We start from the raw sequence: 22,598 nt of genomic DNA, 5'->3' as shown, positions 1-22,598 counted from the left end.
CACAGACGTTGTTACTCAACGGTCATAACGCGGGTGGTGTTGGTTGAGCCAATGGTGCTCATCACATCACCCTGCGTCACGATAACGATATCACCGGACACCAGGTAACCTTTGTCGCGCAGCAGATTGACGGCATCGTGCGCGGCTGCCACGCCGTCATTGGTGCTGTCGAAGTGCACTGGCGTCACACCGCGGTACAGCGCCGTCAGGTTCAGCGTACGTTCATGACGGGACATGGCGAAGATCGGCAGACCGGAGCTGATACGGGAAGTCATCAGCGCGGTACGGCCTGATTCGGTCATGGTGATGATCGCGGTAACCCCTTTCAGATGGTTTGCCGCGTACATGGCAGACATCGCAATCGCTTCTTCCACGTTGTCGAACTGCACGTCCAGACGGTGTTTAGAGACGTTGATGCTTGGGATCTTCTCTGCGCCCAGGCAGACACGCGCCATCGCGGCCACGGTTTCAGCAGGATATTGGCCCGCAGCGGTTTCCGCAGACAGCATTACCGCATCGGTACCATCCAGCACGGCGTTAGCGACGTCCATCACTTCCGCACGGGTTGGCATTGGGTTGGTGATCATGGATTCCATCATCTGGGTCGCGGTGATCACCGCGCGGTTCAGTTGACGTGCGCGACGAATCAGCGCTTTCTGGATACCAACCAGCTCAGGATCGCCGATTTCCACACCCAAATCGCCGCGGGCCACCATCACCACGTCAGAAGCCAGGATCACATCGTCCATGGCGTCCTGATCGCAAACGGCTTCCGCGCGTTCAACCTTGGCAACAATTTTGGCATCACAGCCTGCATCACGGGCCAGACGGCGTGCATAGTTCAGATCTTCGCCACAGCGTGGGAAGGAGACTGCCAGGTAGTCAACGCCGATCAGAGCCGCAGTAACGATGTCCGCTTTGTCTTTATCGGTCAGCGCTTCCGCAGAGAGGCCGCCGCCCAGTTTGTTGATACCTTTATTGTTGGAGAGCGGGCCGCCGACGGTGACTTCGGTGAACACTTTCATCCCCTGAACTTCGAGCACCTTCAGCTGTACGCGTCCGTCGTCGAGCAGCAGGATATCGCCAGGCACCACGTCAGTTGGCAGGCCTTTATAGTCAATCCCGACTTTTTCTTTATCGCCTTCGCCTTTGCCCAGGTTGGCATCCAGCAGGAATTTATCGCCGATATTGAGGAAAACTTTACCTTCTTTGAAGGTGGAGACACGAATTTTAGGACCCTGCAGATCGCCGAGGATAGCGACATGGCGGCCCAGTTTAGCGGCGATCTCACGCACTTTGTCGGCACGTAATTTATGGTCTTCTGGCGTACCGTGAGAGAAGTTCATGCGCACCACGTTGGCACCCGCGGCGATAATCTTTTCAAGGTTATTATCGCGGTCGGTAGCCGGGCCTAAGGTGGTAACGATCTTGGTTCTGCGAAGCCTTCTGGACATGTAATACTCCGTTGACTGAAACAACTTTGGTGTTGCGTGAACATTGAATCGGCCTTCATCTGCCGCAAGGCAGCAAAGAGTGGACCGAATGCCGTAAATCATTACATCGTAATTATTGGTTACGTCTTCGTTATCTACTTTAAGGAAACATCGCTCTTTATGAGCAATTCTTTATCAAAACGCGATTCCTTCAGCGCTTCCTTGACTCGCTTCAAGTTATCTCTGAATTTTGCGCCCCGGCGCAAGGTAAAACCGGTCGCCAGCACGTCTATAACCGTGAGCTGTGCCAGACGGGAAACCATAGGCATATACATATCGGTATCCTCCGGGACGTCCAGCGTAATGGCGAGCGTCGCCTCTCGTGCCAGCGGCGTACCGGCGGTGGTGAGGGCGATCACCATGGCATCGTTTTCACGGGCCAGCTGCGCCAGTTCCACCTGACTTTTGGTGCGGCCAGTATGCGAAATGAGTACCACGACGTCATCTTCACTGCAATTCATACAGCTCATGCGTTGCAGCACAATGTCATCGGAATAAATCACCGGCACGTTGAAGCGGAAGAATTTATTCATGGCATCGTGCGCCACGGCGGCCGACGACCCAAGTCCGAAGAACGCGATCCGCTTGGCCTGGGTAAGTAAATCCACCGCACGGTTCACCGAACTCATATCCAGAGACTGACGAACGTGGTCAAGCGTGGCCATAGCTGACTCAAAAATTTTCGCCGTGTAGGCATCTACGCTGTCGTCTTCATCCACATTACGATTAACATAAGGGGTGCCGTTTGCCAGACTTTGTGCCAGATGCAGTTTAAAATCAGGAAAGCCGCGCGTTTCCAGGCTACGGCAGAAGCGGTTAACGGTCGGTTCGCTAACGCCTGCTTCCTGAGCCAGCGCGGCGATGCTTGAATGAATCGCCTGAGCGGGAGAGGCAAGAATGACTTCAGCCACTTTTCGCTCGGATTTGCTAAGGTGTTCCAGTTGATACTGGATTTTTTCAAGCATATTCATTGTTAACAGGGCGCTCGTGGGGGTGGAAACGATTTCATAAATGGATGAAATCTTCTTTCGATTAGCCGATATTACCCCTGTGGCTTCCATAAAGGGTAACAGTCGACAAGATAATGTTGTTGTTTTTTTTCATTACTTGATCGATGTCGGGTTTTGCTATGACCCTGTTGCGCAAATTATCGACGCTTGTTGCGTCATAATGCCCCCTTAATCGGCTGCAAGGCGAAAAATTGCCGTATCGCACGAGACGATAAGTGCTAATGGTTTCGGGAATGACGTAAAAGCAGTACAGTGCATTGTAATAAAATTACAACGATACCTGGCAGAAGTACCAGGTGATCCAACTGAGGAGAATGACATGGCGGTAACGCAAACAGCCCAGGCATGTGACCTGGTCATTTTCGGCGCGAAAGGCGATCTTGCACGCCGAAAATTGCTGCCTTCCCTGTATCAACTGGAGAAAGCGGGCCAAATTCATCCGGATACCCGTATCCTGGGGGTAGGGCGCGCCGACTGGGATAAGGACGCTTATACCAAAGTCGTCCGCGAGGCGCTCGAAACTTTCATGAAGGAAAAAATTGATGAAAGTTTGTGGGATACTCTGAGCGGTCGTCTTGATTTCTGCAACCTGGACGTCAATGACGTCAGCGCGTTTAACCGCCTGGGCGCCATGCTGGATCAGAAAAACCGTGTCACCATTAACTATTTCGCCATGCCGCCAAGCACTTTCGGCGCCATCTGCAAAGGTCTCGGCGAAGCTAAACTGAACGCCAAACCGGCGCGCGTGGTGATGGAGAAGCCGCTGGGTACCTCTCTGGCAACCTCGCGTGAAATCAACGACCAGGTGGGCGAGTTCTTCGAAGAGTGCCAGGTTTACCGTATCGACCACTATCTCGGTAAAGAGACGGTACTGAACCTGCTGGCGCTGCGTTTTGCTAACTCCCTGTTTGTGAATAACTGGGACAACCGCACTATCGACCACGTGGAAATCACCGTGGCGGAAGAGGTAGGTATCGAAGGCCGCTGGGGTTACTTTGACCAGGCAGGCCAGATGCGCGACATGATCCAGAACCACCTCCTGCAAATTCTGTGCATGATCGCCATGTCACCGCCGTCTGACCTGACGGCAGACAGCATTCGCGACGCCAAAGTCAAAGTGCTCAAGTCGCTGCGCCGCATCGACCGCTCCAACGTGCGCGAGAAGACCGTTCGCGGCCAGTACACTGCCGGGTTTGCGCAAGGCAAAAAAGTGCCGGGCTACCTGGAAGAAGAGGGCGCGAACAAATCCAGCAACACAGAGACTTTTGTGGCGATCCGCGTGGACATCGATGACTGGCGCTGGGCGGGCGTGCCGTTCTACCTGCGTACCGGTAAACGTCTGCCAACCAAATGTTCCGAAGTCGTCGTCTACTTCAAAAACCCGGAACTGAACCTGTTTAAAGAGTCCTGGCAGGAGCTGCCGCAGAACAAACTGACCATTCGTTTGCAGCCGGACGAAGGGGTAGATATCCAGATCCTCAACAAAGTGCCGGGCCTGGATCACAAGCATAACCTGCAGACCACCAAACTGGATCTGAGCTACTCCGAAACCTTCAACCAGACGCACCTCGCGGATGCTTATGAGCGTCTGCTGCTGGAAACCATGCGTGGTATCCAGGCGCTGTTCGTGCGTCGCGACGAAGTGGAAGAGGCGTGGAAATGGGTCGATTCCATTACCGAAGCCTGGGCAGCCGATCAGGATGCTCCAAAACCGTATCAGGCGGGCACCTGGGGGCCGGTTGCATCGGTGGCCATGATCACCCGTGATGGCCGCTCCTGGAACGAGTTTGAGTAGGATAATCCACTAGCCCGAAAGTGTTATTTTACCGGTAACATGATCTAACACAGCTAGTGGCACAATTTTTATTTTTTTAAGCGCCGCGTGGATTTCCCCGCGGCGCTTTTTTTATTACACTGCCGGAAGTGATTTTGCCCCAGAGCTCCGGACGGCAAGCGTTTCAGCGGTGTTAACAACTGCCAGCGACGTTGTAAACTCCTGAGCCCGGACAGATAAATTAGAGGAGCTTTTATGAATCCGACATTGTTACGCGTAACACAACGCATTATTGAGCGCTCGAAGGAGACCCGTTCGGCCTACCTCGCCCGGATTGAACAGGCAAAGAGCAATACCGTCCATCGCTCCCAGCTGGCCTGTGGTAACCTGGCGCACGGCTTCGCGGCCTGCCAGCCCGATGATAAAGCCTCCCTGAAAAGCATGTTGCGTAACAATATCGCCATTATTACCTCCTATAACGACATGCTCTCCGCCCACCAGCCGTATGAGGTCTATCCCAATATCATTCGTAACGCGCTGCACAGCGTGAATGCGGTAGGTCAGGTCGCGGGTGGCGTGCCGGCAATGTGCGACGGTGTGACCCAGGGGCAGGATGGTATGGAGCTGTCGCTGCTCAGCCGCGAAGTGATTGCGATGTCTGCTGCAGTAGGCCTGTCACACAACATGTTTGATGGCGCACTGTACCTGGGCGTGTGCGACAAGATCGTTCCGGGACTGGTGATGGCAGCGCTGTCGTTTGGCCATCTGCCCGCGATCTTTGTGCCGTCTGGCCCGATGGCAAGCGGTCTGCCGAACAAAGAAAAAGTGCGTATTCGCCAGCTGTATGCGGAAGGAAAAGCAGACCGTCAGGCGCTGCTGGAGGCGGAAGCCGCGTCCTACCATGCGCCGGGTACCTGTACATTCTACGGCACGGCCAACACAAACCAGATGGTGGTGGAATTTATGGGCATGCAGCTGCCGGGCTCGTCCTTTATCCAGCCGGATGCACCTCTGCGTCAGGCCTTGACTGAGGCCGCAGCACGTCAGGTGACGCGTCTGACCGGAAACGGCAATGAATGGATGCCGATGGGCAAAATGGTCGACGAAAAAGTGATCGTCAACGGTATCGTGGCTCTGCTGGCCACCGGCGGTTCGACCAACCATACCATGCACCTGGTGGCCATGGCGCGCGCGGCGGGCATTCTGATCAACTGGGATGATTTCTCTGAGATCTCTTCCGTGGTGCCGCTGATGGCACGTCTTTACCCGAACGGTCCGGCGGACATCAACCACTTCCAGGCTGCGGGTGGCGTACCGCTGCTGATGCGCGAGCTGCTGAAAGGCGGTTTGCTGCATGAAGACGTCAACACCGTGGCAGGCTTTGGCCTGCAGCGCTATATCCAGGAGCCGTGGCTGAACAATGGCGAGCTGGACTGGCGCGACGGGGCGACCGCATCTCTCGATGCGCAGGTGATTGCCACCATCGACAATCCGTTCTCTCCTCATGGTGGCACCAAAGTGCTGAGCGGCAACCTCGGTCGTGCGGTGATGAAAACGTCTGCTGTACCGGAAGAGAACCAGGTTATTGAAGCGCCGGCTGTGGTGTTTGAAAGCCAGCACGACGTATTACCCGCTTTTGACGCGGGTCTGCTTGATAAAGACTGTGTGGTGGTAGTGCGTCATCAGGGGCCAAAAGCGAACGGCATGCCAGAATTACATAAACTTATGCCACCACTTGGTGTATTATTGGACCGCCGTTTCAAAATTGCGTTAGTGACCGATGGACGCCTCTCCGGTGCATCCGGCAAAGTGCCTTCAGCTATCCACGTCACGCCGGAAGCTTATGACGGCGGTTTGCTGGCGAAAGTGCGCGACGGTGACATGATCCGCGTGAACGGTCAGACAGGTGAGTTAACCCTGCTGGTGGATGAGGCAGAGCTGGCGGCACGTCAGCCACATATTCCTGACCTGGGCGCATCGCGCGTGGGGACCGGACGCGAAATGTTCAGCGCGCTGCGTGAGAAACTCTCCGGTGCGGAGCAGGGCGCAACCTGTATTACGTTTTAAGACGACTTGATTTTAACGATCTGGCGAGAGAAGACTCTGATGAAAAACTGGAAAACAAGTGCAGAAGCAATCCTGACCACTGGCCCTGTCGTGCCAGTTATCGTGGTAAACAAGCTGGAGCACGCTGTGCCAATGGCGAAAGCGCTGGTTGCGGGTGGCGTTCGTGTTCTGGAAGTGACCCTGCGTACCGCCTGCGCGATGGATGCGATTCGCGCTATCGCCAAAGAAGTGCCGGACGCCATCATCGGTGCGGGCACTGTTCTCAACGCGCAACAGCTGGCAGAAGTCACGGAGGCCGGAGCTCAGTTCGCTATCAGCCCTGGCCTGACCGAGCCGCTGCTGAAAGCAGCGACCGAAGGCACTATTCCTTTGATCCCGGGTATCAGCACCGTGTCTGAACTGATGCTGGGCATGGACTACGGCCTGAAAGAATTCAAATTCTTCCCGGCAGAAGCCAACGGCGGCACCAAAGCGCTGCAGGCGATTGCAGGTCCATTCTCTCAGGTGCGTTTCTGCCCGACGGGCGGTATCTCTCCGGCGAACTACCGTGACTACCTGGCGCTGAAAAGCGTGCTGTGCATCGGGGGTTCATGGCTGGTGCCAGCGGATGCGCTGGAAGCGGGCGACTGGGATCGCATCACGAAACTGGCTCGCGAAGCGGTTGAAGGCGCGAAGCAATAAGTTTTTTATCGTATGAAAAACGGGCCTTTCGGCCCGTTTTTTTTATCCTGCTACCTTAACGTTCGCTGCCGCCGTTTTTGCGCGTGCGATGGCCTCGTCGACGTTATTCCCGGTTGCTAACGCCACGCCCAGACGACGGGTGCCGTCGATCTCCGGCTTACCGAACAAACGTACCTGTAACCCGGCGCCCGTTGCGCCCTCGACGTTATCAAACGTCACGTTCTTACTGGTCAGCTGCTGCAGGATCACCGCCGAGGCCGCCGGGCCGTACTGACGAATACCGCCAACCGGCAGGCCAAGGAAGGCGCGAACATGCAGGGCGAACTCGGAGAGATCCTGCGATATCAACGTCACCATACCGGTGTCATGCGGGCGAGGGGAGACTTCGCTGAAAATCACCTCGTCGCCGCAGACAAACAGCTCCACGCCGAACAGACCGTAACCACCTAACGCCAGAACGGTTTTACGGGCGATATCCTGGGCACGTTCCAACGCCAGGGCGCTCATCTGCTGTGGCTGCCAGGATTCGCGGTAATCGCCATCCTCCTGGCGGTGACCAATCGGATCGCAGAAATGGACGCCATCCACGGCGCTGACGGTAAGCAGGGTGATTTCGAAATCAAACTTCACCACCCCCTCGACGATCACGCGGCCAGCTCCGGCACGGCCACCCTGTTGCGCATAATCCCAGGCTTTGTCCAGCGTGCTGCTGTCGCGGATAAAACTCTGCCCTTTTCCGGAGGAGCTCATCACCGGCTTAATGATGCACGGGTAACCCATCTCGTCGACGGCCTGCAGGAATGCGGTTTTATCGCCCGCAAAACGGTAGCTTGAAGTGGGCAGCCCCAGCTCCTCTGCCGCCAGGCGGCGAATGCCCTCGCGGTTCATGGTCAGTTTCGCTGCGTTGGCGCAAGGCACCACGCGCTGACCTTCCTGCTCAAGCGCGATCAGCGTATCGGTCGCGATAGCTTCAATCTCCGGCACCACAAAATCCGGTTTCTCCTGCGTGATGAGTGTCCGCAGAGCCTCTCCGTCCAGCATGTTAATCACATAAGAACGATGGGCAACATGCATGGCGGGCGCGTCGGCGTAGCGGTCTACGGCAATCACTTCTACCCCTAAACGCTGGCACTCAATGGCGACTTCTTTCCCCAGCTCGCCCGATCCTAACAGCATCACACGCGTCGCCGCAGGTCGCAGCGCGGTTCCTAAACGAGTCATAACATTCCCCCTGAAAAAGATGCGCGCAGTATAAACGAAAACGTTTGCGTCTGTCTTGCGCAGGGCAAAAAGGCCGACGAGAAATTTGCGCTTCTTTAGCCTCGACGGACATTTCCTGACGCCTGCTCGCTTACGCTGTGGAAATGTTAACCGTTAAGTGAGGGAAACTATGTCAGGCTGGTTAAATCAACTGCAATCCATGTTAGGGCAGAAAACATCAGGTTCCGGCGACCAGGGGCTAAGCAAACTGCTGGTACCGGGGGCGCTCGGAGGGCTGGCAGGGCTGCTGGTCGCCAATAAATCCTCACGTAAGCTGCTGGCAAAGTACGGTACCGGCGCGTTGCTGGCCGGTGGCGGCGCTATCGCCGGTACCGTGCTGTGGAATAAGTACAAGGACAGGGTACGCGCGGCGCACCAGGATGAACCCCACTTTGGGGAGGATACTTCGCCGCTGGATCTGCGTACGGAGCGGCTCATTCTTGCGCTGGTGTTTGCCGCAAAAAGCGACGGGCATATTGATGATAAAGAACGAGCGGCTATCGAGCAGCAGATGCGAGAAGCCGGCGTGGAGGAGCAGGGCAGAACGCTGGTGGCGCAGGCCATTGAGCAGCCGCTCGATCCGCAGCGTCTGGCGCAAAGCGTGCAGAATGAGGAAGAGGCGCTGGAACTCTATTTCCTGAGCTGTGCCGCCATTGATATTGACCACTTTATGGAACGCAGCTATCTCAACGCCCTGGGCGATGCGTTGAAAATTCCTCAGGATGTTCGCGAGGGGATCGAGCAGGATATCCGGGAGCAAAAACAGACGCTACAGGGCTAGCTATCGCTGATGTAGCCATGTTTCGCTTGCATCATGCGCGGGTTTTGCCAACCTTATAGGGTGTAAAACTTAAAAGAATGATGTCATGCCACCGAAAGCCCGACGTACTCCGTATGCGATCACCACCCATGGCGATACGCGTATAGATAACTATTACTGGCTACGGGACGATTCACGTTCCCGGCCAGAGGTACTCGACTACCTGCATGAAGAAAACGATTACGGTCGCAAGGTCATGTCCAGCCAGCAGGCGCTTCAGGACCAGCTGCTGAACGAAATGGTGCAGCGCATTCCTCAGCGCGATATCTCCGCGCCCTGGACCAAAAACGGCTATCGTTATCGGCATATCTACGAGCCCGGCTGTGAATATCCCATCTATCAGCGACAGTCGGTATTAAGCGCCGAGTGGGATGAATGGGATATTCTGCTGGATGCCAACCAGCGTGCCGCCCACAGCGAGTTTTATACGCTGGGCGGTATGTCCATCTCCCCGGATAACACCATTATGGCGCTGGCGGAGGATTATCTCTCCCGTCGTCAGTATGGCCTGCGATTCCGCAATCTGGATACCGGTAACTGGTATCCGGAAATGCTGGAAAACGTCTCCCCGGATTTTGTCTGGGCGAACGATTCCGAGACGGTCTACTACGTTAAAAAGCACGCCGCCACGCTGCTGCCTTATCAGGTGTGGCGCCACAGTGTAGGCACGGACTCCGCCGATGACGAACTGGTCTATGAAGAGAAAGACGAAACGTTTTATGTCAGCCTGCATAAAACGTCCTCGCGCCACTATGTGATTATTTTCCTTGCCAGCGCTACCACCTCAGAGGTGCTGCTGCTGGATGCCGAGCTGCCTGATGCCCAGCCGCTCTGCTTTCTGCCGCGCCGAAAAGACCATGAGTACAGTCTGGATCACTTCCAGCACAGCTTTTATCTGCGCTCAAACCGCGAGGGAAAAAACTTTGGCCTGTATAAGACCAAGGTGCGCGACGAGCGCAAGTGGGAGGTGCTTATTCCCGCGCGGGAACAGGTGATGCTCGAAGGGTTCACGTTGTTTACCGACTGGCTGGTGGTGGAAGAGCGTCAGCGGGGGTTGACCAGTATCCGGCAAATCAACCGCAAAACGCGCGAGGTGATAGGGATCGCGTTTGACGACCCGGCCTACGTCACCTGGATTGGTTTTAATCCTGAGCCTGAATCGTCCCGGCTGCGCTATGGCTACTCGTCGATGACCACGCCGGATACGCTGTTCGAACTGGATATGGATACCGGCCAGCGCCAGGTGTTGAAGCAAACAGAAGTGAAGGGATTTGAATCCGACAATTATCGTAGCGAACACCTGTGGGTTACCGCGCGCGATGGTGTCGAGGTGCCGGTTTCGCTCGTGTATCACAAGGCGCATTTTCAGAAAGGTAAAAACCCTATCCTGGTTTACGGCTACGGCTCCTATGGTTCCAGCATGGATGCCGACTTCAGCAGCAGCAGATTAAGTCTGCTCGACCGCGGCTTTGTTTTTGCCATCGCTCATATTCGCGGCGGCGGTGAGCTGGGCCAGCACTGGTATGAAGACGGGAAATTCCTGAAAAAGCAAAACACGTTCAATGATTACCTCGACGTTTGCGACGCCTTAATTGAACAAGGCTATGGCGATCCGCAGCTCTGCTTTGGCATGGGCGGCAGCGCGGGCGGCATGCTGATGGGCGCTGTGATCAATCAGCGTCCCGAGCGTTTTAAGGGCATCGTTGCGCAGGTACCGTTTGTCGATGTGGTCACCACCATGCTCGACGAATCTATCCCGCTCACGACCGGGGAGTTTGAAGAGTGGGGGAATCCACAGGATGAAACCTATTATCGCTATATGAAAGCGTACAGCCCGTACGATAACGTGGAAGCGAAAGCCTACCCGCACATGCTGGTGACCACCGGTTTGCACGATTCACAGGTGCAGTACTGGGAACCGGCGAAATGGGTGGCAAAGCTGCGGGAACTGAAAACCGACGACAACCTGCTGCTGCTCTGTACCGATATGGACTCCGGGCACGGAGGGAAGTCGGGGCGGTTTAAATCTTATGAAGGGGTGGCGCTGGAATACGCCTTTTTGATCGGCCTGGCGCAGGATACGCTTCCAGGCCAGGCTGAACGTTAAGCTTCACCCAGATAATGCTTCAGGGTTAAGCGTAGCTCCGGGCTCATCTTGTCGAGGTTGTTATACAGCCAGCGCAGATAGCCTGGATCTTTATCTGCAATATCCGATACTGCTCTCCCGCGGTATTTTCCGAAGGTGAACGTCGTCAGCAGTGCAGGACGGCCGGTAATCGTCGCCATATCATCCGGTGTCCAGCCGGAAGTATTCATAATATCGATCAGCAGCGCAGCGGTGATATAGCAGTCATACAGCGCGCGGTGATGGTGAAGCCCTTCAGGCGTTCTGACGCTGAGCTTGCGGGATTTATACAGCGCCATATTGCTGTATTTGATCCCCGGCCACAGGCGACGCGCCAGCTTCATGGTGCAAATCCATTCCCCGGGCATGTCGGGGAGAACCCGACGGTCGAAGCTGGCATTGTGGGCGACATACCACGGGCTGCCATAGTAGTGCGGGATAATGTCTTCTATCCAGGGTTTATCCGCCACCATTGATTCAGTGATGCGATGGATAGCCATGGCCTGCGGGCTAATAGGGCGATCGGGCCGCACCAGATGGCTCATCGGGTTGACTATTTTTCCGTCAACGACGTCGACCGAGGCCACCTCCACAATTCCGCCCTGAAGATCGCAAGTTTCGGTATCAATGACGCGCAGCATGAAAATCTCCTGAGCTTAAAACGCTTAGCCTAAAGGAATGATATCGCCTTGCCAACCCTGTCGGTTAAGCGTGCCGGTTAACAGCAGCTCGCCTTTATCCGCCCGCACGATCAACTGGCCTTTTTCATCCCATAATGCGCTGCCGGTGCTGGCGTTCGCCATTAATACCGCAATGGCATATTTGTGTGCAAAGCGTTGCAGGGTGCTGATGGACTGCCGCCAGCGGTTGTCCCTTACCGACTGGCTGCTGGTGAACAGCGTTGCCTGCGGATCGAGATTGGGGGAATCGCCCTGCGCATCAATGATGGTGAGCTGTTTATCCCCCGGAACCAGGCTCGCACCGCCGCCTTGCGGATAGCGCACGATGCTCGGCCGAGAGGGCGTAAAGAGCACGAGACCTTTCTGACGCTGGCCATTCCGCTCAAGGGGAAGCCCGGCAATAACGCTAATCTGGTAAAAATGTGCCGCATCAAGCAAGGGTTCCAGCTGTGCGTCGCACGGTGGGGGAGGTAACGTCGTTGTGCCTGAGCCGGTTAAGGAGAGTTCCGGGAAGACCAGCAGATCGCACTGCTGCTGTGCCGCTTCGGCAATGAAGCGTAGGTGGTGGGTAACGTGTTCATCAACACTGTGATACTGCCCGCCATACTGGGCTGCCGCTATATTCCATTGTGACATCGTGACTTCCTTATACACTGAGTCGCAGGGATTTAAGAATACACCTAATTTAATCAGGGTTTTCTTATCCTGCCAGATTTCGCGTAAGGAAGTGTAACGACTCGTTAAGCTTATTTAACTTTAGGCTCGTACGGCAGACGAGAGAGGTTGACCGAAGCGAGACGGTGAGCAATTAATCTTTCCCGGAACCAGTCGCGCAAATGGGCGGGTTGTTCCCGTTCCACAACTTCAGCTACGATGGGCATGTTGTAACGCTCTTTGAACGCAACGCCAGCGGCTGCGAGATCGACATTCACTTTATCCATCTCGTCCTGAGGAAGGGCGGCCAGATTGATTTTCATTTCCTTCTCCTGTTTATGCGGCGGCAACGTTACCGCGATTGCGCGACGATGACAAGCGGAGGCGGGATGATCCTCGACTCGTCTATTATACAGCGTTATTCTTTAGCATACAGACATAACAAAAAGGAATGATCGCGATGGGGTTATCCACTTCCCGCACGGTATGCGCGCTGGTTTTTCTGGCATCAGTCATTATCTCGCCCGCTGTGCTGGCGCATGCGCATCTTAAACAGCAGAGCCCGGCAGCAGACAGCGTGGTGAGCGCTCCGCAGTCACTGACGCTGAATTTTTCGGAAGGTATCGAACCGGGATTTAGCGGTGTGGTGGTGACGGATGCGCACAAGCAGGTCGTCAAAACGGGAGCCGTAACGCGAGACGAAAAGAACAAGGCTCAACTGATCGTTCCGCTGGCGCAAACGCTGGCGACCGGAACCTACCAGGTGGACTGGCATGTGGTTTCCGTCGACGGCCACAAAACCAAAGGCAGCTATCACTTTAGCGTGAAATAGCATGCTGGCACTGGTCTATGTTGGGTTGCGCTTTATCCATTTCGCGGCGCTGATGCTCGTTTTTGGTAATGCGCTATACAGCGTCTGGTTGGCGCCTTCCTCTCTCCACCGTCTGATGGCTCTGCGTTTCGCGCTACAGCAGCGGGTGGCATCTTTAATCAGCCTGGCCGCTGCGCTTCTGATGTTCATGCTTCAGGGCGGATTAATGGGCGACGGCTGGGGAGATGTGATTAACACGCAAGTCTGGCACGGCGTACTGGGGACGCAGTTTGGCAGCGTCTGGCTGTGGCAAATTATCCTGGCTTCCATTACGGTTGCTGCCGCGTGGCTTGCGCCGCTGAAAGGCTCCCGGCTGCTACTGCTCGCAATGGGGCAGTTTGTCCTGCTGGCAGGGGTAGGCCACGCGACGATGAACGAAGGTCCGTTGGGGGCTGTGCAGCGTCTCAATCATGCCGTTCATCTGTTATGTGCCGCAACCTGGCTCGGCGGATTACTGCCGCTGCTGTTCTGCATGCATCTGGCAAAAGGGCGCTGGCAGAACGCGGCCATCTACACCATGATGCGTTTCTCGCGCGTAGGCCACTATGCCGTCGCGGGCGTGCTGCTCACAGGGACGATCAATTCGCTCTTGATTCTGGGCGTCCATATTCCCTGGCAGGCTGGCTACGTGCAGCTTTTATTGTTCAAATGTGCGCTGGTGGCGTTGATGGTGGCAATTGCGCTGGCAAATCGGTATTTTCTGGTGCCACGGTTTCGTCCGGATTCCGGGTGGGCACAACAGCTTTTTATCAGGATGACACAGGCAGAAGTGGTGCTGGGAGCGCTGGTTCTGGCAGCGGTCAGCCTGTTCGCCACCTGGGAACCCTTCTGACAAGGTTAACTAACATATGAAAAAAACAGTACTTTCGCTCTTATTGCTGGCCTGCACGGGGAGCGCTCTGGCCGCGCCGCAGGTGATCACCGTCAGCCGTTTTGAAGTGGGTAAAGACAAGTGGGCGTTTAATCGCGAAGAGGTGATGCTGACCTGTCGTCCGGGCCATGCGTTATACGCGATCAACCCGAGTACGCTGGTGCAATACCCGTTGAATGAGGTTGCAGAGCAGCAGGTGGCCAGCGGCAAGAGCAGCGGCCAGCCCATCAGCGTGATCCAGATTGATGACCCGGCTCACCCAGGGCAGAAGATGAGCCTGACACCGTTTATCGAACGCGCTGACAAGCTCTGCTAGCGTTCAGGTTTCCAATAAAAAACCGCAGATGCTCGCGAAAGCACTGCGGTTTTTTGTTTTTGATGATGATTTAACGCTTTTTTTCTGGCCGCTTTAACTGTGGACTGGAAAACCTGGCGTCGTCATCTATTCTTAAAAGGCAAGGCGACTTAGCCTGCATTAATGCCAACTTTTAGCGCACGGCTCTCTCCCAAGAGCCATTTCCCTGGACCGAATACAGGAATCGTATTCGGTCTCTTTTTATCTGTATGAAAGACAATACGTTACGCCTTTTATCATCTTTATGCAGCGGATGCATCCTGTGCGACTTCGTAAAACATATCACAACACCGCAGGCGGAAGTCCAGCCCTTTTTGCCTGTTTTGTTAAATTTTTGTGAGCAATTAAGGAAAGTCAGCGCCGTGCTTAAAAGCGGGATTTTACCGACGCCTCAATTTCATCAAGCAATTCAAAACGACGGCGGTATTCCGCACGCTTCTTGCTCGCGATCTCGTCGAGAGATTTGCGTTCCATCTGCAGCGGGAGTTGCCAGCAGAAGCCGGAGACCTTTTTACCGCCCAGAGAATCCCAGAATTCGTCATAGCTGGCGTGGAAATGGCGGCCTTTGCTGAGGCGATAGCGCAATGCGCGGAAAACGTGTCCCTCGTCGCTGACGGCAAAAATCGCCTTAACAGATGACTGTAAGGCCAGCTGGAAAAGAACTTCCATCAGCACGCGTTTAGGGAACAGGCCGTGACAGGCGCGGGTGGATTGTTTAATGACGTCCCGCGACACGCAGCGGCGGGGGCCCTGAAGCCCGCCAATTACTATTACGCGTTGTCCGTTGCTGCGGGCTACGCTAAAGGTCAGGCTGGCAAGCAGCGTATCCTCGTTATCGCGCAGCCACAGCGTGCTCTCACCTTCGCGCTCGGCTTTCCCGGCAGAGGATGCATTAACCGTATAGATCACGCCCTCTTTTGCATGGAACTGAACAACGGTTTGTTCCTGCGGGCTGGTCAGCGCCTGGGCGAGGGTGCGCTCTTTCAGGCTATCGATCCAGTAATAATGGTTAACGATAGCGTCGGCGCGATCGTTCGCGGTCAGGCCACGCATCAGATACTGCCGATGGGTCTTGCTGGGCAATGTAATTTGAGCGGCGAGCAGTTTGTCGAAATCGTCACGCCCTGAAAGGGCTTCCAGCATGCGACGGGTGGAAGACCAGAACAGAAGCGAACGTAAAAGGAACTTCAGCCGATAATCGCGTTTTCGCCAGATGGGTCCCGGGACACGTTCGCCGTTCACCAGCTCGGAAATTATATTTGTGCGATGTGGGTAGAACACATCGTTATGCAGGTGTGTATTAGACACGTGAAGATCCCTCGTTTTTTTCTGCCTCTATTCTAAGGAGCCAGGAATAAGGGATTAATAGCGTGAGGATCTTTATTTCTGGTTGGTTTACCGTTTGTTTGACTTTGTCAGGACCGCTCCCGTCTTTTGCTTTTTATACGGCGGCTATACTGTTTAAAGGAGGCCTTATGTATCAGCGAATAGAGGGTGGGATGTGGCGTCACGTCTGGGTTGTCAGCGATATACATGGCTGTTATCAGTGGCTTATGGACGAACTGAAACGCCGCCATTTTAATCCGTATGAGGATTTGCTTATTTCCGTTGGCGATTTGATCGATCGCGGTCCTGACAGCGTAAAAACACTGCAGCTCATCAATGAGAAATGGTTCAGAGCCGTGCGGGGTAACCATGAGCAAATGGCAATGGATAGTCTGGACAATAATGATTCTGCGCTGTGGGCGATGAATGGTGGAGTGTGGTTTACGCGCCTTGATCGCGAGCAGCAGGCGCTGGCGCGAACGTTACTAAACGCCTGCCGCGAATTGCCGCATATTATCGAGATAACCTGCGCAAACGGTCTCAATGTTATTGCGCACGCAGATTACCCCGCCGCGGAATACCGCTGGCAAAAACCGGTGAGCGCCCAGCGCGTGCTGTGGGATCGCGACAGGTTGATGGGCTTTATGGTGGGCAAAGGGCAGGGGATTAGCGGTGCGGATCATTTCTGGTTCGGGCATACGCCCGTCGACAGGCGGTATGATTTTGAAAACCTGCACTATATTGATACCGGAGCGGTGTTCGACGGTTACTTCACGCTGGCACAGCTACAGTAATAAATAACCCGCCTTCGGGCGGGTTCTCTTTAGATCAGGCAAGGCGCATGACCCAGGCATCGGTTTTGCTATCGTAATGCTCACGGTAAAGAACAGAGTGTTCGCCATCAAGTATCGCCGGGACGCTGGTATCCGCATCCCATGCGTCGAGTTGCATGCACAAATCCGGGTCGGATTTGCAGGGAATACTTAACGTTCGATCGCCTTGTGCTTCGCCGCGCAGCTCTGCGTCGTCGATCTCAAAAGCGCCAATACGCACGCTGGTTTTCGTCATAGTGCTCTCCGGGTCGGTTTTCAGAATCTGGTATGACCAGTATGGGCATCCATTTTTGATCGTAGACAAGGAGAGCAAAATCGCCAGTAAAAAAATGCGCTTTTTTAGTCGGTGGGACTGTTACCCGTAAACAACCGGCCATCGCGGACCAACTCCCGCGGATAACTATTTTTCAGCCGCGAGCCGACCTTTTTCGCCAGACCCAACGGGAAGCCCTGATACGTCACAATAACCTCATCCTGAGACGGGGTGGTTTCCGGGTAAACGTCGCGACCACGATACCACTCTTCGGCTTCCTGATGCGTCAGTTCAAACGTGTTATCGCTGTCCGCCAGGGCGATGACCGCTTCGTGCTGCCAGCGGTACCCTTTATTATGCACTTCCGCCAGGCGGATCCCGATACGTGAAAAACGGACTTTGCCAATAAGCGGCTCAATGGGTGCCGGGAACAGCCATATCTCTTTATCACGCATCCAGAGGTGCAGATTCTCATCCCAGATCAGCCCAACCTTGTTGGCGGCGGCTTTAAGTTGCACAGCATCGCGGCCTTTCAGCGGGGCGAACGGGAAATTGCCGACCTTGAATTTCGGGGCTGGCAGGGGAGCCACCGCCTGAGTTTTGCGCAGACGAGCCACAAAGAACCCTTCGCAGTCGTAAATCTGCGGGAACACGTGCAGGAAACCTTCCGGCGTGGCGGCCTCATCTGCCGTGGCAAACAGATCGTTAAGTGGCAGGAACTCAACGGCATCCGGGTATTGCGCTTTCAACCACAGACAGACGTCTTCGTTTTCATCGCGGTTGAGGGTACAGGTGGAGTACACCAGCGTGCCGCCGGGGCGCAGGGCGTGAAAGGCGCTGTCGATCAGTTCGCGCTGCGTGGCAGCGATCTCAAGATTGCTTTCCACAGACCAGTTCTTTAACGCATCGGGATCTTTACGCACCACCCCCTCGCCGGAGCAGGGGGCGTCGAGCAGAATGGCATCGAACGCTTCCGGCAAGGCGGCGCCAAACACGCGTCCGTCAAAATGCGTCAGGGCGACATTCTGGATACCGCAGCGGCTGATGTTGGCATGCAAGACTTTCACGCGGCTGGCGGAAAATTCGTTGGCAAGAATCGCCCCGTGATTACCCATCCGGGCGGCAATTTGTGTGGTTTTCGAGCCGGGCGCGGCGGCAACGTCCATCACGCGTTCAGGTGCGTTGCCTTCTGCGAACAGGGCGGCAACCGGCAGCATCGAACTGGCTTCCTGAATATAAAACAGACCGCTCAGATGTTCTGCGGTACTTCCCAGCGGCACGGCATCTTCGTCATCGCGCTCGATCCAAAACCCCTCTGCACACCAGGGCACCGGCGTAAGCTGCCAGTTGTAGGGGGAAACCAGCGTCAGAAAATCATCGACGCTGATTTTCAGCGTGTTGACGCGAATGCTCCGGCGTAACGGACGCTGGCAGGCGGCGATAAAATCATCTAACGACAGATGAGAGGGGAGCGCCTCGCGCATTTGCGCAAGGAATTGTTCAGGAAGAAATACGGAGTTTTGAGCCACGTGCACACCACAGGGAAAAGTTCAGGTCCGCAGTGTAACATAAAGGCTCCGGCGCGTTGACACCGGAGCCTTTCAGATTAACGCGGCAGGGCCGTTCCCCATTCACGCCACTCTTTCGGTTCGCTTTCGAGCAGCAGGAAGTGTTTCCCTGACTGCGCTTTTGGCGCCAGTGGCGTGCCCGGCGGGGTGGCAAACGCAATACCGCCACGGATGAACTGGTTGAAGGTACCGGTTTTCACCACGCCCCCCGTCAGGCCGAAGTCCAGTGAGTAGCCAGAGGCCAGCCAGAATACCGAGTTATTTCGTACCAGGTGCTGGTAACGATCGCTGATACGTAACGCCACCATCACGCGATCGGAGAGCGTACCAAGCGTCAGACCCGTTACCGTACCTACCTCAATACCGCGGAACAGAACCGGCGTGCCGATGCCAAGTGAGCCTGCTTCCGGGACTTCCACCACAATGCTCAGGCCACCGAGGTAGCGCGAATCGGTGATGGTGGCTTCCTGCAGTTCGAAATCACGCCGTGCATTGCCCTGGCCGGGTTCGACGTTGATATAGGGCTGCAGAATAGTGTCGAGATGTTCAACGCCTGCGGCCGAAATCTGCGGCGTCACCACCGAGAAGCGGGAACCGGTACGGGCGAAGGTCTGCACATATTCCGGGTAGAGCACCGCGGTGGCCTGTACCTCGTTGCGGGAGGTGATCAGCGTCAGCTTCTGGATCTGGCCGATATCAATGCCCAGGTAGCGAATCGGCATGCCTTCCGCCAGCTTACCGGCATCAAACGCATGCAGGGTAATCTGCCCACCCACGGCACGCGCGGCGGTTTCGGACGGGAAGAGAATACGCTTATCGCCCTTACGCAGGTTTGCGCCTGCACCGCTGAGGTTATCGAAGCTAATGGCGCCGCGCAGCGCGCGTGAGAGCGGGGAGGCCTGCACGGTCAGCCCGTTACCGTTAAGCTGAACTTTCGCGCCGCCTTCGGCCCAGAAGACGCTGTTTGGCGTCAGCAGCTTGCGATACTCCGGCTTGATATGCAGTTCGATATCAAACGCGTCCGCACGCGGGCGAACGGCGATCACTTCCCCGACTTCAAACTTGCGATACAGCACAACAGAACCTGCCTGGACGTCCGGTAGCGTCTCGGCGCTCAAGGTCAGCGTGGTCGTCGGCAGATCGCTCAGGCTGTTTTCAATCGCTTTGTCCAGGTTGGCATACAGCGGGTAATTTTCGCGGATGGGGCCTTTATCGCCCGGCAAAATGCGAATGCCGCCGTTAACCCATTCGCTGGCACTGGCACCAAGGAACTCTACGCCGTCCAGGCCTACCTTCACATCGACGCGGCTGTTAACCACGAATTTACTGTCGCCATGGACGAGGTTGCTGTATTGCGGATCGATCGCTACCGAGAAGCTCACGCCGTTTTCGGAAAGCCTTCGCTCCAGAACCTGACCCACCTGGACACCGTGGAGGATCAGCGGCTGACCGGCTTCAATACCATAACTTTCGGGTGCATTTAGCGTAACCGTCACAACGCCCGGTTTTTGCAGCAGGGCTTTATCCGCCGGGGCGATCACGAAGTTATTGCTTGGCTTTCCTTCACCGGGGATCAGTTCAAACGTGTTGCCGGTCAGCAAAGTGCTGAGACTGGCATCGTTAAGAGAGAGCTTCGGACTGCGCATTTCGATACGCGTTTTCTCGCGCAGGAGATCGACCACGCTGGGGTCTACGGTCATTTCGCCCGTCACCGAGCCGCCAGGGTTGAGCGTCATTTTGGTGAGCTGACCTACCTGCAGACCCTGATACATCAGCGGTGTTGATCCGGCTTTCAGACCTTTCGCATCGGGCAGAACAAGTTTGACGATCACCCCTCGCTGGCTGTGCGCCAGATCAGCGTACAACCCGAACGTATCATCGGCAGCAGCAGGGCTGGAGTTCTCCGGGGAGTCAAAGGCAATCGCCCCGTTTACCAGCGCGGCCAGGCTCTCCAGCTTCACTTTAGCACCGCTCAGGCTGAGGTCGGCATCTACGCCAGACACGTTCCAGAAGCGGCTGCCTTTTTTCACCAGGTTGGTGAATCGGCGTTCGATCAGCACATCGATGGTCACGCCCTGTTTGTTAGGATTGATGGCGTAATCGTAAACGCGACCCACCGGAATTTTTCGGAAATAGACCAGCGAGCCACTGTTCAGTGAGCCGAGATCCGGCGCCTGCAGATGGATCATCAGATCGCCGTTATTGAGACGGTATTTTGGCTGCGTATCCAGCGCGACAAAGTGATCCTGCGGTTCGCCTTTGCCTGGCATCATACCGATGTAGTTACCGCCAACCAGCGCATCCAGCCCCGAGACACCCGCCAGAGACGCCTTCGGCGTGACCAGCCAGAACTGCGTTTCGCTGCGCAGCGCGTCCTGCATGTCCGATTTAATGCTGACCCGCACCTGAATTTTGTTCAGCCCTTTTCCGAGTGAGATGTCCTGAACCGTACCGACTTCAACCCCCTGAAAACGAACGGGGGTTCGTCCGGCGACGATGCCGTCGGCGGTCTGGAAATCAATGGTGACGGTACTTCCGCGATCTTCATAGCTCGTCCAGATAAGCCAGCCTGCAATCATCAGGGCGATGACAGGCAGCAACCAGAATGGCGAAATGCGGCGTTTAGTTTTAATTCTCGCTTCAGTCGGCGAAGCGGGGGTTTCCTGACTCATGTGCATCCCAAAGTAAGCGGCTATCCAGCCATTCCACAGCAAGAATAGTCAATATCACCGCAGAGCCGAAATAAAAAGCTGCGGGTCCCATAGTAAAAGCAAGTAACTGGTCGCGATTTATTAGCGACATCATCAGCGAAATCACAAACAGATCCAACATGGACCAGCGGCCAATCCAGGTGACAAATCGCAGAAGCAGTATTCGGGTTCGTAATCCTTGTTCACACTTAAAGTGAATGCTGATGAGCAGGGTGAACATCACCACGACTTTGGTAAAAGGAACCAGGATACTGGCGATAAAGACGATGGCCGCCACCCCAACGTTGCTGTGCGCCAGGGAGATAATGCCGGAGAGGATTGTATCCTCCTGACGGGCACCATTCACGTAAATGATGGAAATCGGCAGCATATTGGCGGGGATCAAGAACACCAGGGAGGCAATCAGCGCCGCCCAGCATTTTTGCAGACTGTTATTGCGTCGATGCAGCAAGGGTATGTGGCAGCGCGGACAGCGCCCACGGGGATCGGGCAACCCGGTGTAATGGCATCCCAGACAGACGCGGAGATTCTCATCCGGACGGGTGGCAGGGCGCTGAGGGTAAAAACGCTCCCAGAGTTGCTCAACGTTCAGGTGGATCAGCGTCAGGATGCTGAGCAGCACCAGGCAGATAAAGGCAAAAAGCCCGACGCCCGGCTGCAGAAAAGCATAATCCTGCACTTTAATTGATGCCACGCCCACACCGACCAGATAGATATCCAGCATCACCCACTCTTTGAGTTTATCCAGCATCAGCAGCACCGGGCGAAGATTCATCCCCAGGATGTTGCCAAACCACAGATAGGCAATGGCTGCAACCAGCACCAGTGGCGCGCCAATGGCGCAAAACAGCACCATGGCAGCGGTAATCGGATCGCCCTGGCGGGTCATCTGCCAGATCCCCTGCAGCACGTTGGCATCAATGCGTACGCCAAGCAGGTAGAGCTTCAGCAGGGGCTCGGTCCAGGCGAAGGGCATCAGCAGCAGCATGGTGACGGCCATGGCGGCCAGACGGGTTAACGACCAGTCTCGGCCGTCACGAATTTTCGCGTCACATCGGGGGCAAAAGGCACTTTGGTGCGATTTCATCTTCGGCAACATAAAAAGCGTATCGCACTGGGGGCAACGCTGATAATGTGCACGAGGCAAAGCGTCTCTTACCGTATGGACCGTTATCTTTTTTGTCGGCGTAATTTTGGTTGTTTTTAAGGCCATCAGCTGCGCACAAATAAGTATTGTTGAACGTTA

20 protein-coding genes are annotated in these 22,598 nt (G+C 55.4%); 9 read left to right on the top strand and 11 right to left on the bottom strand.

Translation table 11 applies throughout. From position 1 onward, the window contains the following. Positions 1-11 precede the first annotated feature (11 nt). Both pyk and ACMGGM_RS04375 read right to left on the bottom strand, forming a co-directional pair. Positions 12-1,454 (bottom strand): pyruvate kinase, encoded by a 1,443-nt coding sequence (pyk, locus tag ACMGGM_RS04380; protein ID WP_063943278.1) that lies wholly within the window; start codon positions 1,452-1,454, stop codon positions 12-14. 134 nt (positions 1,455-1,588) lie between these two features. Beyond that, positions 1,589-2,464 (bottom strand): MurR/RpiR family transcriptional regulator, encoded by an 876-nt coding sequence (locus tag ACMGGM_RS04375; protein ID WP_032629265.1) that lies wholly within the window; start codon positions 2,462-2,464, stop codon positions 1,589-1,591. Positions 2,465-2,822: 358 nt separating this feature from the next. Between ACMGGM_RS04375 and zwf the strand changes: the two genes are divergently transcribed. From zwf to kdgA, 3 genes are all read left to right on the top strand, one after another. After that, positions 2,823-4,298 carry a glucose-6-phosphate dehydrogenase gene (gene zwf / locus ACMGGM_RS04370; RefSeq protein WP_014884309.1) on the top strand — a complete coding sequence of 492 codons (1,476 nt, stop codon included), beginning with the start codon at positions 2,823-2,825 and terminating at the stop codon, positions 4,296-4,298. A gap of 234 nt (positions 4,299-4,532) precedes the next feature. Then, a complete protein-coding gene (gene edd / locus ACMGGM_RS04365) occupies positions 4,533-6,344 on the top strand; it encodes a phosphogluconate dehydratase (protein WP_250365869.1) in 1,812 nt (603 codons plus the stop codon). Between the two features lie 39 nt (positions 6,345-6,383). Then, positions 6,384-7,025: a bifunctional 4-hydroxy-2-oxoglutarate aldolase/2-dehydro-3-deoxy-phosphogluconate aldolase gene (gene kdgA / locus ACMGGM_RS04360; RefSeq protein ID WP_014884307.1), complete on the top strand. Its 642-nt coding sequence runs from the start codon at positions 6,384-6,386 to the stop codon at positions 7,023-7,025. A gap of 42 nt (positions 7,026-7,067) precedes the next feature. On the opposite strand, the gene purT is transcribed toward kdgA, so the two are convergent. Continuing rightward, a complete protein-coding gene (purT, locus tag ACMGGM_RS04355) occupies positions 7,068-8,246 on the bottom strand; it encodes a formate-dependent phosphoribosylglycinamide formyltransferase (protein WP_250365868.1) in 1,179 nt (392 codons plus the stop codon). A gap of 169 nt (positions 8,247-8,415) precedes the next feature. On the opposite strand from purT, the gene ACMGGM_RS04350 reads away from it, so the two are divergent. Beyond that, positions 8,416-9,066, top strand: coding sequence for a tellurite resistance TerB family protein (locus ACMGGM_RS04350; RefSeq protein ID WP_058690986.1), 651 nt, complete (start codon positions 8,416-8,418; stop codon positions 9,064-9,066). 85 nt (positions 9,067-9,151) lie between these two features. Further along, the gene (gene ptrB, locus ACMGGM_RS04345; protein ID WP_058690985.1) at positions 9,152-11,212 is read left to right on the top strand and encodes an oligopeptidase B; all 2,061 of its coding nucleotides are present in this window, start codon (positions 9,152-9,154) and stop codon (positions 11,210-11,212) included. Here the strand turns inward: ptrB and exoX are convergent. From exoX to ACMGGM_RS04330, 3 genes are all read right to left on the bottom strand, one after another. Beyond that, entirely contained in the window at positions 11,209-11,871 is a 663-nt protein-coding gene (gene exoX, locus ACMGGM_RS04340; RefSeq protein WP_014884303.1) for an exodeoxyribonuclease X, read from the bottom strand. The genes ptrB and exoX overlap by 4 nt on opposite strands. A gap of 24 nt (positions 11,872-11,895) precedes the next feature. Next, on the bottom strand, positions 11,896-12,546 hold the full coding sequence (locus ACMGGM_RS04335) for a carbon-nitrogen hydrolase family protein (RefSeq protein ID WP_014884302.1): 651 nt from the start codon (positions 12,544-12,546) through the stop codon (positions 11,896-11,898). A gap of 110 nt (positions 12,547-12,656) precedes the next feature. Further along, a complete protein-coding gene (locus tag ACMGGM_RS04330) occupies positions 12,657-12,887 on the bottom strand; it encodes a DNA polymerase III subunit theta (protein WP_013096102.1) in 231 nt (76 codons plus the stop codon). A 137-nt stretch (positions 12,888-13,024) separates the two neighbouring features. Between ACMGGM_RS04330 and yobA the strand changes: the two genes are divergently transcribed. The 3 genes from yobA to ACMGGM_RS04315 are packed head-to-tail and all read left to right on the top strand — an operon-like array spanning position 13,025 to position 14,622. After that, the gene (gene yobA, locus ACMGGM_RS04325) at positions 13,025-13,396 is read left to right on the top strand and encodes a CopC domain-containing protein YobA (protein WP_023338431.1); all 372 of its coding nucleotides are present in this window, start codon (positions 13,025-13,027) and stop codon (positions 13,394-13,396) included. Position 13,397: 1 nt separating this feature from the next. Continuing rightward, a complete protein-coding gene (gene copD / locus ACMGGM_RS04320; protein ID WP_045134189.1) occupies positions 13,398-14,267 on the top strand; it encodes a copper homeostasis membrane protein CopD in 870 nt (289 codons plus the stop codon). A 16-nt stretch (positions 14,268-14,283) separates the two neighbouring features. Further along, positions 14,284-14,622, top strand: a complete 339-nt coding sequence (locus tag ACMGGM_RS04315; RefSeq protein WP_014884299.1) for a YebY family protein — start codon at positions 14,284-14,286, stop codon at positions 14,620-14,622. A 405-nt stretch (positions 14,623-15,027) separates the two neighbouring features. Here ACMGGM_RS04315 and ACMGGM_RS04310 read toward each other — a convergent pair whose 3' ends face one another. Then, complete coding sequence (locus tag ACMGGM_RS04310; protein ID WP_023338430.1) at positions 15,028-15,969, bottom strand: VirK/YbjX family protein; 942 nt, start codon at positions 15,967-15,969, stop codon at positions 15,028-15,030. A gap of 167 nt (positions 15,970-16,136) precedes the next feature. Between ACMGGM_RS04310 and pphA the strand changes: the two genes are divergently transcribed. Beyond that, a complete protein-coding gene (gene pphA, locus ACMGGM_RS04305; protein ID WP_348565426.1) occupies positions 16,137-16,781 on the top strand; it encodes a protein-serine/threonine phosphatase in 645 nt (214 codons plus the stop codon). Positions 16,782-16,815: 34 nt separating this feature from the next. Here the strand turns inward: pphA and ACMGGM_RS04300 are convergent, their stop codons facing one another. From ACMGGM_RS04300 to yebS, 4 genes are all read right to left on the bottom strand, one after another. Beyond that, the gene (locus ACMGGM_RS04300; RefSeq protein WP_008500472.1) at positions 16,816-17,055 is read right to left on the bottom strand and encodes a YebV family protein; all 240 of its coding nucleotides are present in this window, start codon (positions 17,053-17,055) and stop codon (positions 16,816-16,818) included. Positions 17,056-17,159: 104 nt separating this feature from the next. Then, on the bottom strand, positions 17,160-18,557 hold the full coding sequence (rsmF, locus tag ACMGGM_RS04295; RefSeq protein ID WP_023330644.1) for a 16S rRNA (cytosine(1407)-C(5))-methyltransferase RsmF: 1,398 nt from the start codon (positions 18,555-18,557) through the stop codon (positions 17,160-17,162). A gap of 122 nt (positions 18,558-18,679) precedes the next feature. After that, positions 18,680-21,313 (bottom strand): MlaD family protein, encoded by a 2,634-nt coding sequence (locus ACMGGM_RS04290; protein WP_414149121.1) that lies wholly within the window; start codon positions 21,311-21,313, stop codon positions 18,680-18,682. Next, positions 21,282-22,565 carry a membrane integrity lipid transport subunit YebS gene (gene yebS, locus ACMGGM_RS04285; protein ID WP_047624802.1) on the bottom strand — a complete coding sequence of 428 codons (1,284 nt, stop codon included), beginning with the start codon at positions 22,563-22,565 and terminating at the stop codon, positions 21,282-21,284. Before yebS ends, ACMGGM_RS04290 begins: the two co-directional genes overlap by 32 nt. Between the last annotated feature and the right edge of the window lie 33 nt (positions 22,566-22,598).

It is taken from the genome of Enterobacter sp. BNK-14, from assembly GCF_047456095.1.
Taxonomy (GTDB): domain Bacteria; phylum Pseudomonadota; class Gammaproteobacteria; order Enterobacterales; family Enterobacteriaceae; genus Enterobacter; species Enterobacter kobei.
Note: the sequence above shows the minus strand (reverse complement) of the source record. Positions and strands in the feature narration are given on the sequence as shown.